At 38.4% G+C, this 16,377-nt stretch carries 7 protein-coding genes; 2 read left to right on the top strand and 5 right to left on the bottom strand.

Translation table 11 applies throughout. The features are described from left to right. The first annotated feature begins 7 nt into the window (after positions 1 to 7). Positions 8 to 1,720, top strand: coding sequence for a RagB/SusD family nutrient uptake outer membrane protein (locus BLR60_RS08915; RefSeq protein WP_090498908.1), 1,713 nt, complete (start codon positions 8 to 10; stop codon positions 1,718 to 1,720). A gap of 436 nt (positions 1,721 to 2,156) precedes the next feature. Here the strand turns inward: BLR60_RS08915 and BLR60_RS08910 are convergent, their stop codons facing one another. Together BLR60_RS08910 and BLR60_RS08905 are read right to left on the bottom strand one after the other, a co-directional pair. Further along, entirely contained in the window at positions 2,157 to 3,491 is a 1,335-nt protein-coding gene (locus tag BLR60_RS08910; protein ID WP_090498906.1) for an MFS transporter, read from the bottom strand. Positions 3,492 to 3,769: 278 nt separating this feature from the next. Continuing rightward, the gene (locus tag BLR60_RS08905; protein WP_090498904.1) at positions 3,770 to 5,113 is read right to left on the bottom strand and encodes an APC family permease; all 1,344 of its coding nucleotides are present in this window, start codon (positions 5,111 to 5,113) and stop codon (positions 3,770 to 3,772) included. A 522-nt stretch (positions 5,114 to 5,635) separates the two neighbouring features. On the opposite strand from BLR60_RS08905, the gene BLR60_RS08900 reads away from it, so the two are divergent. After that, positions 5,636 to 7,507, top strand: coding sequence for a DNA topoisomerase IV subunit B (locus tag BLR60_RS08900; protein ID WP_090498902.1), 1,872 nt, complete (start codon positions 5,636 to 5,638; stop codon positions 7,505 to 7,507). A 505-nt stretch (positions 7,508 to 8,012) separates the two neighbouring features. Here BLR60_RS08900 and BLR60_RS08895 read toward each other — a convergent pair. The 3 genes from BLR60_RS08895 to BLR60_RS08885 are packed head-to-tail and all read right to left on the bottom strand — an operon-like array spanning position 8,013 to position 16,330. Beyond that, entirely contained in the window at positions 8,013 to 9,035 is a 1,023-nt protein-coding gene (locus tag BLR60_RS08895; RefSeq protein ID WP_090498900.1) for a YihY/virulence factor BrkB family protein, read from the bottom strand. Positions 9,036 to 9,042: 7 nt separating this feature from the next. Beyond that, a complete protein-coding gene (tamL, locus tag BLR60_RS08890) occupies positions 9,043 to 11,358 on the bottom strand; it encodes a translocation and assembly module lipoprotein TamL (protein ID WP_090499010.1) in 2,316 nt (771 codons plus the stop codon). Continuing rightward, a complete protein-coding gene (locus BLR60_RS08885) occupies positions 11,342 to 16,330 on the bottom strand; it encodes a translocation/assembly module TamB domain-containing protein (RefSeq protein ID WP_090499012.1) in 4,989 nt (1,662 codons plus the stop codon). Before BLR60_RS08885 ends, tamL begins: the two co-directional genes overlap by 17 nt. Positions 16,331 to 16,377 lie beyond the last annotated feature (47 nt).

Raw genomic sequence — 16,377 nt, 5'->3', positions numbered from 1 at the left:
TATCAAGATGAAACACATAAAATATATTCTTCTGTCCTTATTAATTTGTATTACATTTTCATGCAAGAAGGAATTTTTGGCAGTTCAGCCTCAAGGCCAACTCTCGGAAGAGCAGCTAATGAGCCAGGATGGAGTTGAAGGGCTTTTGATAGGTGCATATGGCCTGTTAAATGGCAATGTAAATGGTACCTGGGGCAATTACGGCGCAGCACCAAGCCAGTGGTTATTTGGCGAAGTAGCTTCAGACAATGCACATAAAGGAAGTAGCACGGGCGATCAGCCACCAATGAATGCCATTGAACAGCATTCTCCAACCAGTACGAATGATAATTTATCAAATCTTTGGGACCGTTGTTTTGAAGGAATCCAGCGCTGTAACAGTACACTCAGAGTTTTGGCCAGTTTGCAGGCCGGTGTAGGTTCTGCTAAATTTAGCGATGCCCGTGCAAAAGAAATTCAGGGCGAAGCCAGATTGCTGCGTGCGCATTATTATTTCTTTTTAGTACGCGTATTTAAATCAGTACCTTATGTTACAGAAACTAGCAATGGTGCTTTTGTTCCAAATGATAAGGATATTTATCCAAACATTGTAGATGATCTTCAGTTTGCTGTAGCCAATTTGAGTACCACAAAACCTAAAAACCAAAAAGGAAGAGTTGATAAATATGCTGCACAGGCTTATCTTGGAAAAGTATTTTTATATCAAAAGAAATATTCTGAAGCTTACGATTTGTTGAATGCCGTAATTTTGGCAAAACCAGATCTCACGACAATGCCTTATGGTGATAACTTCGATATTACCAAAGAGGACGGTCCGGAAACGATTATGTCTGTTCAACATTCGGTTGGAACAGACGGAACAGGAGGGGAAAATGGAAACGTGGGCGATATGCTTAATTTTCCATATGGTAATGCACCAATTAACTGTTGCGGCTTTTTTCAGCCTTCTATTGATTTAGCCAACTCTTTTAAAGTTAATGCTTTAGGTTTACCATTATTGGATGGTAGCTATAGAGATAATCCATATAAATCTGATCTAGGACTGACTGGAGCAGCCAAGGATAATTATATGGTAGATAAAACTTTACCGCTAGATCCTAGGATTGAATCTACAATAGGAAGAAGGGGCGTTCCTTACCGTGATTGGGGTTTAATGGAAGGCGATACCTGGATTCGCGATTCCAGTAATGGGGGTCCCTTTATTGGAGTTAAAAATACCATCGATATTGCTCAGCTAACTAGCGGAACAGCGCCTGGCTCTACCAACGTAAGTGGATTAAATGTGAATTTAATTCGTTTAGGTGATGTTTATTTAATGGCAGCAGAATGTGCGGTAGAAAAAGGAGATCTAAACAGGGCATTAACTCTTGTAAATGCAGTAAGGGCACGTGCATCTAAAATAACGCCACAAACGGTAAACGGAACACCAGCAGCTGCATATAAAGTTAGTCAGTACCTGGCATTTCCGGATGATACTTATGCCAGAAATGCGGTACGTTTCGAACGCAGGTTGGAATTGGCATTGGAAGGCCACCGGTTTTTCGACCTTGTGCGTTGGGGAGTAGCCAAACAAACGCTTGAGAGCTATTTTGCTTTTGAAGGTGGATACTTTAACTACTTAAATGGAATTACCATTGAAGCCAGGGATGATCATTTTCCTTTACCTCAAGATCAGATTGACAGAAGTAAAGGTACATTGAAACAAAGTCCTGGATATTAGGCTAATTATAAATGGAAACATTAGCGGAGCGATGAACATCAACATTGCTCCGTTGATGTTTTTTTACCTGTTTTTAAGCCTTGATTTTGTTATTTTAAACTTTAGAAGGAACTTGTATAGTTGTGAAGCTATCTTTTTGATAATAGGTAATTATCCTTCTGCCGCTCATTCCCAGTCTCTGCCGATTGGAAAAAACATCTTGCTTAGAAGCAGTTTTTAGGCGTTTGAAATATGGCTACTGCGATGAGTAAAATAAACCCCTGGGCGTTGCAGGCAGGCGACCGACAGCATTATCCCGAATAGCGAGCGTTTAACTCAGAAGGTTACCTTATCGGGATTTAACTAAGGGCGGGTACTACAGTGACCCAAGATGCACAGAAATTGCTTTTCATAAAAATCTGGATATTCTAAAGAGGGGTCTTTGCTTTTCTTAAAATTATTTCTCCTCTTTAAATCTGCTGAAAAACAACAGCGCTATTAAGCAAAGCCCGAAACCTACCACACCATTTAACCTTAATCCATAATCATTACCCGGATCTTTACCATAAATGGTAAGCATAGCGAAAATGGCAATCCCCAGGGTTTGACCAAGTTTTACAAAAAGATATTTTACAGCGAAGAACATACCTTCGTGGTTTTCGCCTGTTTTTAAAGTGTCTTTTTGGGCAATATCGGCTAAAATCGCAGTAGGTAAAATGCCAAGTGCTGCCAATGGAAAAGAGGCTGATAATACCAGAATATATATTTGTGTATATGGCCCAATTGGTAGTTTACCTAAAAAGAAAATAGTAACGAAAATTAAGCACAAAACGCCAAAGGCAAGCAATACGAAAGGCTTTTTACCAATTTTAACAGAACCAAAATTTACCAGTGGATAAAATAACAAGGAAGCTATTACCATCGCACCCATAAATTTGCCACCTTCTGATTCTGGCAAACCCAATAAAACCGTACAAAAGAATAATAAACCACTTGATATAATACTTAGTGCAGTATAAAAGGCAAAATCAGATATCAGGTAGTATTTAAAATTACTGTTTTTAAATGTGTTTTTTATAGCCGGCCATAACGGAACGTGCGTAGGTTTGGCTACCGTAAATTCTTTTTCGTTGATGAAAAAAACCGGTAATAACATCACCAATCCGGATAGGATACACAAACCCCATATAGCCGCCTGAATGGCTTCGCTGCGGTTATCCAAATGAAAATTAGCCTCAACCAGATCGGCAAAGTTGTTGGTACAGGCCGATAAAATAATGCCGATAACGAAGCCTACCTGCTGGTAACTGGATAGTTTAACTTTTTGTCTCGGTGTATTGGTTACTTCGGCCAGTAAAGCATTGTAGGGAATAATATAGGTGGTAACCGATATAAAAAACAAACAAAGGGTAATGGTGAGCCACCAGGCGTTATGCAAGCTTTCTGTTTTTTGGATGGGATAAAAAACCAGTCCGCAGAAAATCATGGCCGGTACAATAGCCCATTTCATAAAAGGCATTCTGCGGCCGTTTTTATTGGTGCTTGCATCGCTTCTTGAGGCGATGAAAGGATCGTAAATGGCATCTACCAACCTGCCCGAGGCAGCAATGATAGAAAGGATGTTAAAGGCACCCAATAAAACAAGCTGTGGTACCAAAGGTGGTAAGCCAGCGTTACTTGGGGGAAGGTAGAAATAGGGAAGCATGACGATGATAATGTTGGTCATCGTGCTCCAGCCAATCATACCGGCAGCGTAAGCAATTTCTTGTTTTAAGGAGAGTGTTTTGTTCATTAAAATTTTAAAATTAAAATCTTTATTTTTTGAAAAGCGGGTTTCTGTGTTTATAGGTCAGATCAGTCCTGCTTTCCATTTTATTTCGTTGCGCTTCATGTTCATTCCAATCAGGTTTATTTTACTTAGGTCTGCCTTTCTATCTTAAACCCGACAGTAGCAGAAATACTTTTTGTAGCTCCTTCGACAGGCTCAGGATGACAATGACAAAAAGATTGTAGCGTATGGCGGGACTATCGAAACCGACCAGCAATGTAACTGCTTTTCAAGTCAAAATATTAAAACTTTTTTTTCTTAAACCAGCTGCTCACAAAATAAATCGCCAGAAAGCCAGCAAAAATGTATAAACCATTAAGTGCTGCATTTTGATCATCAGCGTAAATGCTGAAGGCAACAAAAGTATAAGCAGCAATAAATATGATAGGCAATATAGGATATAAAGGAACAGTATAGATGTTTTTTTTATCAAGATGCGCTGTTCTTTTTCGAAGAATAAAAATTGTGGCTGCCGAACTGGCCATACTAATGCTTTCCAGGAAAATGGTATAGTTTAAAATTTTATCGAAGGTTTTGGCATAGAAAATAATTACTACCGCAACCAAGGTAAAAGCTGTTAAGCTAATGGAAATTACTCCTGTTTTTTTATTCATCCTGCTAAATATTTTTGGCAGGGCACCTTCTTCGCCCATGGCAAACATGGCCCTTGGGTTGCTCAACAGGTTTACATTTACATAACCCATTACCGAGAAAAATATGATGACAGAAAGTGCACTAAATCCTGCCGGGCCAAATATTTTTGAAGCTAATATCGCCGCTATACTTTCTGCCGATTTTAACTCTTCGAAACCAATTACCTTTACATAAACATAATTGATGACAAGGTAGAGAATCACAATAATGGTTAAACCAATAATAATGGAACGTGGAATTACTTTTTTGGCTTCTTTAACTTCGCCACCAAAGTTTATGGTTTGTGCATAACCTGCGTAAGAAAATGAAACAGCAATTAAACATAGGCCTAAAGCTTTTCCATAATCAGACCAGGTTGGTAAAGCACCCGGGGCTGTTTTAAAAACGGGCGTAACACTTTCTGTTTGTCCGCCAAAAAATACCGCACAGATCAACGTTAAAATCATCCCGATTTTAATTACCGTTAATATATTTTGCGTTTTTGCACTTGCTTTTAAACCTAGCAAATTAATTAAATAGAATACCAGAATAGTAGTGATGGCTATAGCCACCCTTGACGTTTCGGTTTGTATAGCTGGTGGCAAAATAATCTTGCTCAGGTACTCTGCTCCAATAATAGATATCGCCGCTACAGATGCCGCGCTTGAAATAATCACAATGCAGTTAATGGCAAAGGCAATGGAAGGATGGTAAGCCACCGAGAAGATTTTGTAATAGCCGCCGGTTACCGGAAAGCGAGATCCGATTTCGGCATAAGTTAATGCCCCGCAAAAAGCTACAAAACCGCCGATAAACCAGGCCAGGTAAAACAATTCGGGAATTTGAGCTTTCGCAGCTACATTTACAGGTGTACGGAAAACACCCATTCCAATAACTAAACTCACCACAATCATGGATAAATCGAATAGCGAAAGCTGTTTTTTCGGTTGCATTAATAAGGATATTAAATAAAAGGATGAAGATAGGGAAATTATGTAAAGATGTAGATGAATGATGGTTTATGGTTTTTTGATTCACTGGTCATTAGTGCGTTAGTGAACGGACAGTTTTCCCAGGCATCATTGCGAAATGCCAGCATGTTTTAAAGCTGAAATATTTTCGATGTGATTTGTTTATTGGTTCATGGTTAATAACCAATTGAATATATAAAAACATAAATGATCAACCTTCTTACTATTGACCGTCAAAACATGAAATGTCAATCATTAAGCGATCAACCAACTATTTAACGAATAACGAATGAACTATTGAACGAGAATATACTTCTTCCATCCTTATGTTGAAATTTTCTTTTGTTTGCCTCACAGAATAAATCTATTATTGTATAATAATTCTGAGGAACTTATTTGAAAATATTTTTATTTCAATCATCAGGGTTATTTCTACAAATTCTTCATCACTTTGCAAATCAAAAAAAATGCAGGGTTTTTCATTGAAGAACAGATGAACACATTATGGCAGAAGTAATTTATAACGACGACAGTATACGCTCATTGGATTGGAAAGAGCACATCAGGTTACGCCCGGGTATGTATATCGGTAAACTTGGTGATGGCTCTGCACAGGATGATGGTATTTATGTTTTGTTAAAGGAAATTGTAGATAACTCTATCGATGAGTTTGTAATGGGGACCGGAAAAACCATCGAAATTACACTATCTGAGCAAAAAGTAAATGTTCGCGATTATGGCCGGGGTATTCCATTGGGCAAAGTAATTGATTGTGTAAGCAAAATCAATACCGGTGGTAAATATGATAGCAATGCTTTCCAGAAATCGGTAGGTTTAAATGGTGTAGGTACAAAAGCAGTAAATGCATTGTCGACCAGTTTTACCGTTCAATCGTACCGCGATGGAAAAACTAAAAAAGTAGAGTTTTCTAAAGGTGAGATTGTAACCGAAAATCCAGTAATCGATACCACGCAACGTAACGGCACCGCCATTACTTTTTATCCAGACGAAACGATTTTCAGGAATTATCATTATATACCAGATTTTGTGGAAAGCATGGTTTGGAACTATGTTTTCTTAAATACAGGTTTAACGATAAATTTTAATAACCAGAAATATTTTTCAGAAAGAGGCCTTTACGACCTGCTTTCTAAATTTAATAAACCCGAGGAAATCAGATATCCGATTATCCACATGATTGGACCTGATATCGAAATTGCCATGACCCATGGGCAGCAATATGGTGAGGATTACCACTCTTTCGTGAATGGCCAGCATACTACCCAAGGTGGAACCCATCAGGCAGCTTTTAGAGCAGCGGTGGTGAAAACTATTCGCGAGTTTTTCAAAAAGGAGTTTGATGCTGCTGATGTGCGTTCATCCATTATTGCAGCCATTTCTGTACGTGTACAGGAACCTGTTTTCGAATCGCAGACCAAAACTAAACTGGGTTCGCAGAATATGGGGCCGGAAGGACCATCTGTAGCTACTTTCATTAACGATTTTGTTAAAAAAGAACTGGATGATTATCTGCACAAAAACCCTGATGTTGCCGATGCCTTGTTAAAAAGGATTATGCAATCGGAGCGGGAGCGTAAGGATATTGCAGGCATTAAAAAACTAGCCAACGACAGGGCTAAAAAAGCCTCTTTACACAATAAAAAATTGCGCGATTGTAAGGTTCATTTTAATACTACGCACGAGAAACGATATGAAACCACCTTGTTTATTACAGAAGGTGATTCGGCATCGGGTTCGATTACCAAATCGCGAGATGTAGATACCCAGGCGGTATTTAGTTTGAAAGGGAAACCGCTTAACTGTTACGAGCTGACCAAAAAGGTGGTGTACGAAAATGAAGAATTTAACCTGCTACAGCACGCTTTAAATATTGAAGATGGTTTGGATGGCTTGCATTATAACAATATCGTGATTGCTACTGATGCCGACGTGGATGGCATGCACATCCGTTTGCTCATGATGACTTTTTTCCTGCAATTTTTCCCTGATCTGGTAAAAGCAGGTCATGTTTATATTTTGCAGACACCGCTTTTCAGGGTTCGGAATAAAAAAGAGACCATTTATTGTTACAGTGATGAAGAACGCAAAAACGCCATTGCAAAACTGGGCAATAAACCAGAAATAACCCGATTTAAAGGACTGGGTGAAATTTCTCCGGATGAATTCGGTTTGTTTATTGGAAAAGACATCAGATTAGATCCTGTTATTTTAAAAGATCAAACCATTAAAAGCCTGTTAGAATATTATATGGGAAAAAACACGCCAGACAGGCAGCAGCATATTATTCGTAATCTGAGGATAGAGAAGGATGAGGTAACCGAAGAACCTAAAGTGATTACAGAAGAAGTGGCTTAAGCGAAAGATCTTTCGGCTACGTTACCATTGACAGACTCCACTAGTGCGGTCGTCATTCTCGCGAATGCGGGAATCTTAAAGCGATTGTATCAAGATTATTCATAAGGGTTTGCTTTTATCAGTGGCATTCATAAGCACTTCGGGGTTCCCATCCGGTGGTTATTGGATCAAGTTGGGAATGATGATATCTTGAGGAATATTAACTAATAAAATTTATCTGTCATTAATTGATTTTATACAAATAAATTAATGATAAGATGCAGGAAGTCAAGTTTTTTTTAAAAAAACTTGACTTCCTTTAGTTAATGGCTCCGCTATCCATTGAATAATTCTAATAAAAAAACATCATCTCGACCGAATGGAGCGACTGTGCGAACAGGCGGGGAGAGATCTTTTAGGTTTTTATTAATCAATTATTTAGCTTTTTTGAGAACTGCATTTGATAGCGATAACCGTTTTTTTTAAAGATCCTGAAACAAGTTCAGGATGACGACTATGCTGGTAATTATTCTTTAGGTGCATTTACCGTATTCTCCGGATGCTGAGGAGGCAATACATCTACCTTTTTTTCTACAATGGTGATTTTTGTAAATACGGCATATTTACTAGGGACGATGCCATTATCATATTTTTCGGCATAGGCTTGTGTAAATTCAGCACCGAAGTAGAGGATAATCGAGGTATAATAAATCCACAATAAAATAACGATGATGGAACTGGCAGCACCAAAGGCAGAACCTGGATTGCCTTTTTCGATATAAATCCCAATCAGGTATTTACCTAAACTGAAGAGGATAGCCGTAAATAAAGCACCGATGATGGCAGATTTCCAACGGATGATCACATCGGGCAAGACCTTAAAAATAACCGCAAAAACGGCCGTTACTGCAGCCAGGGTAATTACATTATTCAAAATATAAATCAATAAGGCCATGGTGTCATTTGCAACCGGAATAACTTCATCTATTTCACTTTGTGAAAGCAAGTTGCCCAATTTGGAACCCAAACCCACCACTATACTATTAACCACCAGCGATACCAGCAATAAAAAGCCCATGGATACAATTAAAGAAAAAGACAATAACCGGTTAGAAAGCATTTTTAGCCAGCCTTTTTTAGGTACTGCCTTAACTTTCCAGATCATGTTGATGCTGTCTTGTATTTCGATAAAAATGGCCGTAGATCCGATGATCAGTGTACCTATACCGATGATTAAACCAATGGTAGATTGCCCCGATTTATTGGCATGTTCTACAAAACCCTGAATTTGTGCGGCTGCATCTTTGCCAACCATTTCGGTAACCTGACCATAGAACTGAACTCTTGTTTTTTGGTTTCTTGCGTCGCCAAAAAATAAAGTGGCTGCCGAAAGTAGGATAATAATTAGTGGCGTAAGCGAAAAAATGGTGTAATAGGCAAGTGAAGCACTTAATTTAGTTACCCGATCTTCTACAAAACCTTTTCCGGCAGCAATAAAAAGGTGATAAAGTGCTATAAAGAAATTTTTGATCTTGTTGATTACTTTCATCGGAAAATTAAAACGGATAGCCTATGCCTATGTTAAAAATTAAATTCTGTCTGCGCCAATCTTTGTTGCCAAAGGCAATATCATCAAATACCCATCTTTGTCCTTCAGGCAGATACGGTTTGCGCACCGGGAAGGCCACATCTAAACGCACTACAAAGATTGTTGCATCTACACGTAAACCGGCGCCTGTACCTACCGCTAATTCATTAAAAGCATTTTTTAATTTAAAGCCTGATCCCAGTCTGGCCGTTTCTGGCTTACCTGGCTCTCCAAGATCTTCTTTCCTGAGCCAGATATTTCCGGCATCTACAAACAAGGCGCCGTAAAGCACACTCACAAGCTTAAACCGAAGTTCTGAATTAAGCATTAACTTGATATCACCACCCTGATCGGCAAAAATTGCGTTATCAGGAACTTTATACGTACCCGGACCTAAGGTACGTGCCGGAAAGGCCCTGATATCGTTACTACCACCAGCAAAAAACTGTCTTACAAATGGTAATGATGTACTATTGCCATAAGCGTAACCATAACCCAAATTTAATCGGTTTGCCCAGATCAGGTTGCGGTTAATTTTATAATAATCTCTTAAATCGGCCTCTGCCCGGATAAATTGAGTTAATGGTGTATTAAATAAAGTTTTTTGTCCTTTATCGTTTGTTGGTGTAAATAATCCCCAAACATTACCACCAGTTTCTAAACCACCGTAAAAATAAACATTGTTACGTCGATTGGTTTCCATCTGGTTGGTATAGGTAAAGTTGTAATTACTACCAATAATGAATTGGTTTTCAAGAGTGCTTCTTAACAATGGATTTACTCTAAATAAGCTATCCCTTCTATTAGAATCTGGAAAACCTGTTGAAATATAACTCACTGAGATGGGGTTGAAGTTATGCTCTTTGTACTGGTTTTCCTTAAAATTGTAGCCATATTCACCTTTTATGGCATGTAAGGTGTATTCTGACCCACGGTTAAGCATCTGATAAGAAAGCGATGCAATAGTTTTTGGGATAAAGGCAGTTGTACTGTTAGGCTTGTAAAATGGTACAATAAACCTTGGGAAGGTTAGTTTTCCTTCAGCTGTAAATGATAAGGAGTTGCGGCCTAAAGACGTTCCCCTAACCTGTGTTTCGAAACCACCGCTAACACTAACATCTAATTGCTCGGCACCTCTGAACAGATTTCTGGTGGTTTGGGTAACTTTTACTTCTGATCCCACAAAATTGTTCGATTTACTTGTACCTGTAACCGAAAAGCTTAAAGAGTTTTTCTTTAATGGGGTAAGGTAAATATTTAGGTCTAACTCATTATTTTTAAAACTATCAACTGGTAAAAATTCAGCCCTTACATCCCTGAAAGCGCCGATATTTACCATTCTGTTTAACGATTGATTATGATCTTTACGGTTGTAACGTTCGCCCTTTTGAAAGAAAACCAAACGATCAAATAACCTTGGTTTAAAAGTATTGCGATCATCATAAATACTGAAATCGTGATATTCAAGCGGTTTTAGCTTTCTTAATATAGTATCTCTGCGCAGACTATAGCTTGGATAAATGTTGATATCTTTAATGGTGTAAGGTTTTAATCCGGCATAAGGTGCAATGTCTTTAACTTTAATAGTTACATTTACCAGGTTCTTACCAATGGTGCTATCAACCTGCATAATCAGGTAATCCGGACTGAAATAAAAATAACCCTTTTCTTTAAGGTCATTATCGATCCTGATGCGCTCATTTTTATAATTGTCGAGGTCGTAATAATCGCCTGCCTTTATTAAAGTTTTATTTTTATTCTGATTAATGATTTTGGTTAAAGCCCCGGTGTCAGGCGGGAAAGTAACTTTATTGATTTTATATCGGTTACCAGTCTCTGCAGTATAAACGGCTTTACCTTTTTTATCTTTCACTACTGTATCGCCGGTAACAGTGGCCTGTAAATAACCTTCGCTAATTAGATAGCTGGTCAGCACATCATTATTATATTTCAATTTAACTTCGTTAAGAAGTACAGGGGCTTCTCCCTGCTTGCGTAACCAATTTCTAAAACCTTTCGGTTTTTTGGGTTCTCCAGCCAGGTTATAAATACCAAGTTTAAACTTTATGCCTAAAATAGAACTATTGGGGCGCGGCCTTGTTTTGCTTTCTAAATCGCGCTTCACCTGTTTTTCATCATCAATTTTGCCTGATGAATCCGGATTGATCTTTACTTCAGCACCTGTATATAAATGTTGGCCAGGCTTTAAGGATTTGGTAGAGCTACACGCAGCCCAAACTAAGCAGGCCAGTACAAATAAAATTGGTCTAATTAGTTGTCTCATTTTTAGGTTTTTGTTCAATGTTTCTTCTGTTGCGTTTTTTCTGGAAAATCTCTCTGAATTTATTGTAATCTACTACGAGGGTGAAACCCAAACCGGTTTCGATAATCTGTCCCTGTACAATTACGTCGTTTTGGTTGCGTCGGTAAGCCCTTAATCTATATCTTCCATCGGCTGATAAAGCATATTCAACGTTTACGTTTCCGCCGATATCTGTCGATTTTTCGCCTGGTGCCTGCGGCCCTTCCAATGCAAAAGAGCTACCTACTGTTACTGTTAGCCTATCATTTAATAATTTTTTAGATAAACCAATTTCGAGATCAGTTTTCTGCTGAAGTGATCCGGTAGAATAATCTTCTGACGAATTTACGCCAAAATTCAATTCTACACCCTGAATTAGATCGGAAGCCAGGTTATTTAACTGTTCCGTTAATAATTTACTCACACTCGATCTTGCCAGGGTAGAAACCCCGCCGCCACCGCCTGCCAAACTTTGGAAAGGATTATTGGCGATAAATCTGTTCAATGCCAACAGGGCAAAAACCTGTTTGTTTAATTCACTCTCATCGCGGTTTACGTTGATTAATTTGGTGTAAACCGTTCCATTTAATGCCCCTCGTTCGTTTTCTGGCAAATCAAGTTTGAATGAAATGATCGGTTTTAATAGCTCCCCTTTCATCATTAAATAAACCTGGAAAGGCAATTTAGTTTTGGCCTGGATATTATCCGGTTCATTGATCAGGTCGATAGGTGCCGCATTCACCTCATATAATGCAGTTAAATTTACATTCGCCGAGGTAGGTTCACCGGTCCACACAATGGTACTTCCTTTAACCAGTTTAAAAGCTTTTTTGCCAAGCGGACCAACCGATAGGTTGTAAGAACCATCGATAATTTCGTATCGGCCTGTTAAGCTGATTTTACCGCTGGGATCCATCGTTGCGTTAAGATCAGCTTCACCTTTGATATTCAGGGCATCGCCATTTGATGGATCTACCACCACATTCAGTTCTGCTTCAGGATCGATGGTGATGGCTGCAACCAGGTTAATCCCTTTCATGGCGGATTTACTAACACTATCTACCTTTAATGCCTTCTGACCATTAAATGGTGGCGCATCAGCATCAATAAACTGCACAATCCCTTCCTGATCTATAACTGAAGGATCGTTTGACGGCAAGGCAAAGAAGAATTTTGTGCCTTTGTTAACCTTAACGTTCATGTTCACATCAGGCTGGTTCAAATCGCCACGCACTTTAATATCGCTGGTTAAAAATACTGTTCCATAAATGAGGTCATTATCCGCTGCGGTCGAATTGATTGCCCTGAAGTTGTTCATTTTGATGTCTAAACCGAAACGGTAATCTTTGAAATTACTGGTGTAAACTTTTCCATCAATGATGGCTTTCTGATTTAAGGAATCGATCAGCGTAAAATTATTAAAACTGATTCCCTCATTTGTAAAAGAAATCTTCTCGTTAGGCAAGCGGAAATATGAATTTACGTATGCCACTCTGATCCCTGCGTTGTTGAAAGTTAAATCGCCTAATATTTTTGGCGCGGTTAATTCCCCTTTAACACTTAGTGCACCTGTTAGGGTACCTGTTCCGTTTTTAAGCTGACCTGCAGATAAACTCTCAATATTTTTCATTTCAATCTTATCGATATTCACGGTAAGATCTAAAGCACTTTTCGGTGCGGTATAATAAAATCCATTTACCCTTAGTTCATGTACACCAGTTAAGGCTACATTTACCTCGAAGGCATTTTCAGTATTGTTGTTTACTGCTAAACGTAAGGTACCCAGCTGATCTTTCTGGTAACGCAACTGATCGACGGTTAGATTTGCTTCAAATTTTGGTGAGCTGGCCAAATCTTTAACATTTGCGGTTCCGTTTAAACGGCCACCAACCAAAGTCGTATCGGTTTCGGCAAATTTAGTTAAGGTTTCCAGTTGGAAATCTTTAAATGCGACAGCTAAAGGTGCATTGGGTTGAGTAGGATTGCTGTTGATGGATAATGACTGCCCATTGTTGCTGATCTGAAACTGATTAACCAATATGCCGGACGCACCGAACTGGATATAGTTATCTTGCGAAACCACCCATTTTTGATAATCGAGCAATAGTTTCTGCGGATCTAAAGAGAATTTAAAGTCTTTATTGATCGATTGGAAATTACCGCCAATAACATATTTGTCTTTTTTCTGCCTATCCCGCAAGAAAATGTTAACACCTAAATTGTTATTGTCAGCATCGCCACTTACTTCGGTATTGAAAAGCGCAACAGATGGACTTTGAAGAGCTTTAACAGTTAAACTGTAGTCTAATTTATTGTTATCGTTATTGATGTTTAAAACCGTGGTGTCTACTTTAAAATCTCCATAAACTATCTGAGGAAAATTACCTTTAATCTGCAGGCTATCTTTTTGCGTATCAATCAATCCGTAAAACTGAGATGGTTTAAATACCGTTAATTCAGGCACAAAGTTCTTTAATAATTTAGAATCATAAATCTGAACAAAAAATCTTAAACGCTGATCGGGAACCTTTGTAACCGTACCAAACGCATAATATTTATTGATTTCGTTAATGATTGCACTGCCCACTTTTGTAAGCTGGTATTTTCCGTCGATTTTTGCGGAAAGTATTTCCGATTTAAGTGTGAGCTCGTTTTCGGTTGCGGTAGATTTTGCACGGATCGAAATCGTATCAACACTAATTCTTTGTTTATCTTTTACGAGTTGTAATCTGGTAACATCAACCGATCCGTTCAAATAATCAGCATCGGCAGTAGCCAGGTCTACTTTAACTACTCCGGCAGCACTCAAAAGCGTTGGACTAAAGTTTAAAGCCTGAAGGTTTACCTGTTTTAAATTCAGATCGGCTTTTATCGATGGATATTTACCTGCAAGATTTACTTTCGCATTTAAATTAAAGTTGGCATTGCTATCGGGCATGCTACTTTTGATGTTGATGCGCTGGTTGCTGTAATCACCTGCAAGAACTAAATTGCGGTAGGTGTATTTATTGTAATAAGCATTTAATACTTTGGCATTAAACCTTGCATTTATTTTTTTAGGATCAAGCCCTTTACCCGCCACATTGGCCTTAACTGAAACGCGGCCTAATTTAGGTTGCATTTTTAACAACCTGCCTACGTTGAAGTTATTTAAACTGACATCTGCCTTATAACTTTCTTTACCTTTAGGGCCATTCATGCTCGCAACTACCACAGCGCCACCCATATCGGTATTAATATTCAGGTTGGTGTTAAAATCGGTCATTGAACCTTGAAAATTACCTTTCGCATCAATTACGTTTGGCAGCTCAATTGAAGGTGGAAGCGATTTTTTAGGCACCGCCACTAAAATATCACCTTTGGTAACATGGAGTTTTTTGATGTTTAAATCGAGAAAGGTTTTTTTAACATCAGGTAAACCTTTTGCTTTTCCACTGATATCAATCTGTGTATTTTTTAAGCCGCTAATTTGCAGTTTAGGAATATTCAGGTCGTTCAGATAGCCATTAACATCAGCATTGATTTTTATTTTTTCGTTACGATAATTTGCTGGTACAGCATTACTAAAGTATCCGGCATCTTTTAAGCCAATAGTGGTATTTTTAAGGGCAATATTCAATTTTACACGTTCAGGATGTTTGGTCAAATCCTCCATTGAGGTAAAATTTAACTCCGTAGCGTTCTCAATGGCAGTATTTGGTGTTTTCAGGATGAAATTGCTCAGCTTGATCTGTTTATCATTGTACACTGCATCGCCACGTAATTCATCCAGAACAAAGCCACTTTTTTCCTTTAATGAGCCATTTTTAACATTGGCTTTTATTCCTGCTGCACTATAGCTTATATCGCTGGCACCTAAGTTTAATTGATTTATTTTTAGGTGGTTAAAGTCCATGCCTTTAGGAGCAGGTTTTGCGCCCAGGTTATCGAATTGTACAGCGTTATCGGCTAAACTGATATTTTTGATGATTAAACCCAAAGGCGATTTTTCGGCAACGACAGTATCTTTAACTTTCTCTAAATTGTTACTTGCAGCAGGCTTAAAGGCGAAAAGAATATTGGATTTGTTTAAATGGGCATCATCTACCGAATATTTACTGTTAGTTAAATCCACTTTAAGGTTTACCAGTCCCAGATCGTTTACATCAGCAACTGCTTTGGTAGTCGAAATCTGATCGTCGTAGTTAACCTTTACATTGCTGAAAACAAAATTCTGCACTTCAATTAATGGGAGTTTACCCTGTTTTTTTTCAGTACTATCTACGCTGTTGGTAATATGCTGCGCCAATTTAACCAATGGTTTTTGCTGTAAGTAACGCAACGAAGTATTCACCAGGCTTAACTCTTTAATAATATAGTGCTGATTGGCCAGGTCGAAATCTTTGATTTTGGTTTTAAAAGCACCTAAATATAATTTCACATCATTACCGGCAACATCATCCCGGTAATTAATGCCAATATCTTCGAAAGAAACTTTATCAACAGAGAATTTTAGCGTAGAAGTGGTATCCTTTTTTACTTTCTCTTCTGGTTTTTTCTGGTCGCTTGCAAAAGCATCAACCAGGAAAGAAAAATTGAAGGTGGTATCTGGAGTAATGCGCTTCACATTGGCACGCACATTTTTTAGTTCAATGTTATTGATTTCGACCGTGTTTTTTAACAGCTTAAATAAACTAATGTCTACCGCAAGTTTTTCGGCATATAATAAGGTGTCGCCTTTTCGGTCTTCGATGTAGAATTTGTTCAAAACCACATCTTTGGGCAAAGCAATTTTGATGCTTTCCAAACTCACTTCCGTTTTAGTTTTGTTTTTAAGATAGTTGATGGCTTTCCCTTTGACAAAATTTTGAACAGCTGGAATATTTAGGGACAGGGCTACACTAACCACCAGGATGATGATGGAGGCAATTACCCACAATAAAATTTTAAGACTTTTGCGTACGTATTTATTCAAAGCTAAGCGTGTTTGGTATTTTGATAAATGCTTGAAGCATGCCAGTA

Source organism: Pedobacter terrae (assembly GCF_900100705.1).
Classification (GTDB): Bacteria; Bacteroidota; Bacteroidia; order Sphingobacteriales; family Sphingobacteriaceae; genus Pedobacter; species Pedobacter terrae.
Note: the sequence above shows the minus strand (reverse complement) of the source record. Positions and strands in the feature narration are given on the sequence as shown.

Excerpts from the sequence above, each read along its gene's own strand:
- BLR60_RS08915 (WP_090498908.1), top strand. The coding sequence starts at position 8 with ATGAAACACATAAAATATATTCTTCTGTCCTTATTAATTTGTATTACA.
- BLR60_RS08910 (WP_090498906.1), bottom strand. The coding sequence starts at position 3,491 with ATGAACAAAACACTCTCCTTAAAACAAGAAATTGCTTACGCTGCCGGT.
- BLR60_RS08905 (WP_090498904.1), bottom strand. The coding sequence starts at position 5,113 with ATGCAACCGAAAAAACAGCTTTCGCTATTCGATTTATCCATGATTGTG.
- BLR60_RS08900 (WP_090498902.1), top strand. The coding sequence starts at position 5,636 with ATGGCAGAAGTAATTTATAACGACGACAGTATACGCTCATTGGATTGG.
- BLR60_RS08895 (WP_090498900.1), bottom strand. The coding sequence starts at position 9,035 with ATGAAAGTAATCAACAAGATCAAAAATTTCTTTATAGCACTTTATCAC.
- tamL (WP_090499010.1), bottom strand. The coding sequence starts at position 11,358 with ATGAGACAACTAATTAGACCAATTTTATTTGTACTGGCCTGCTTAGTT.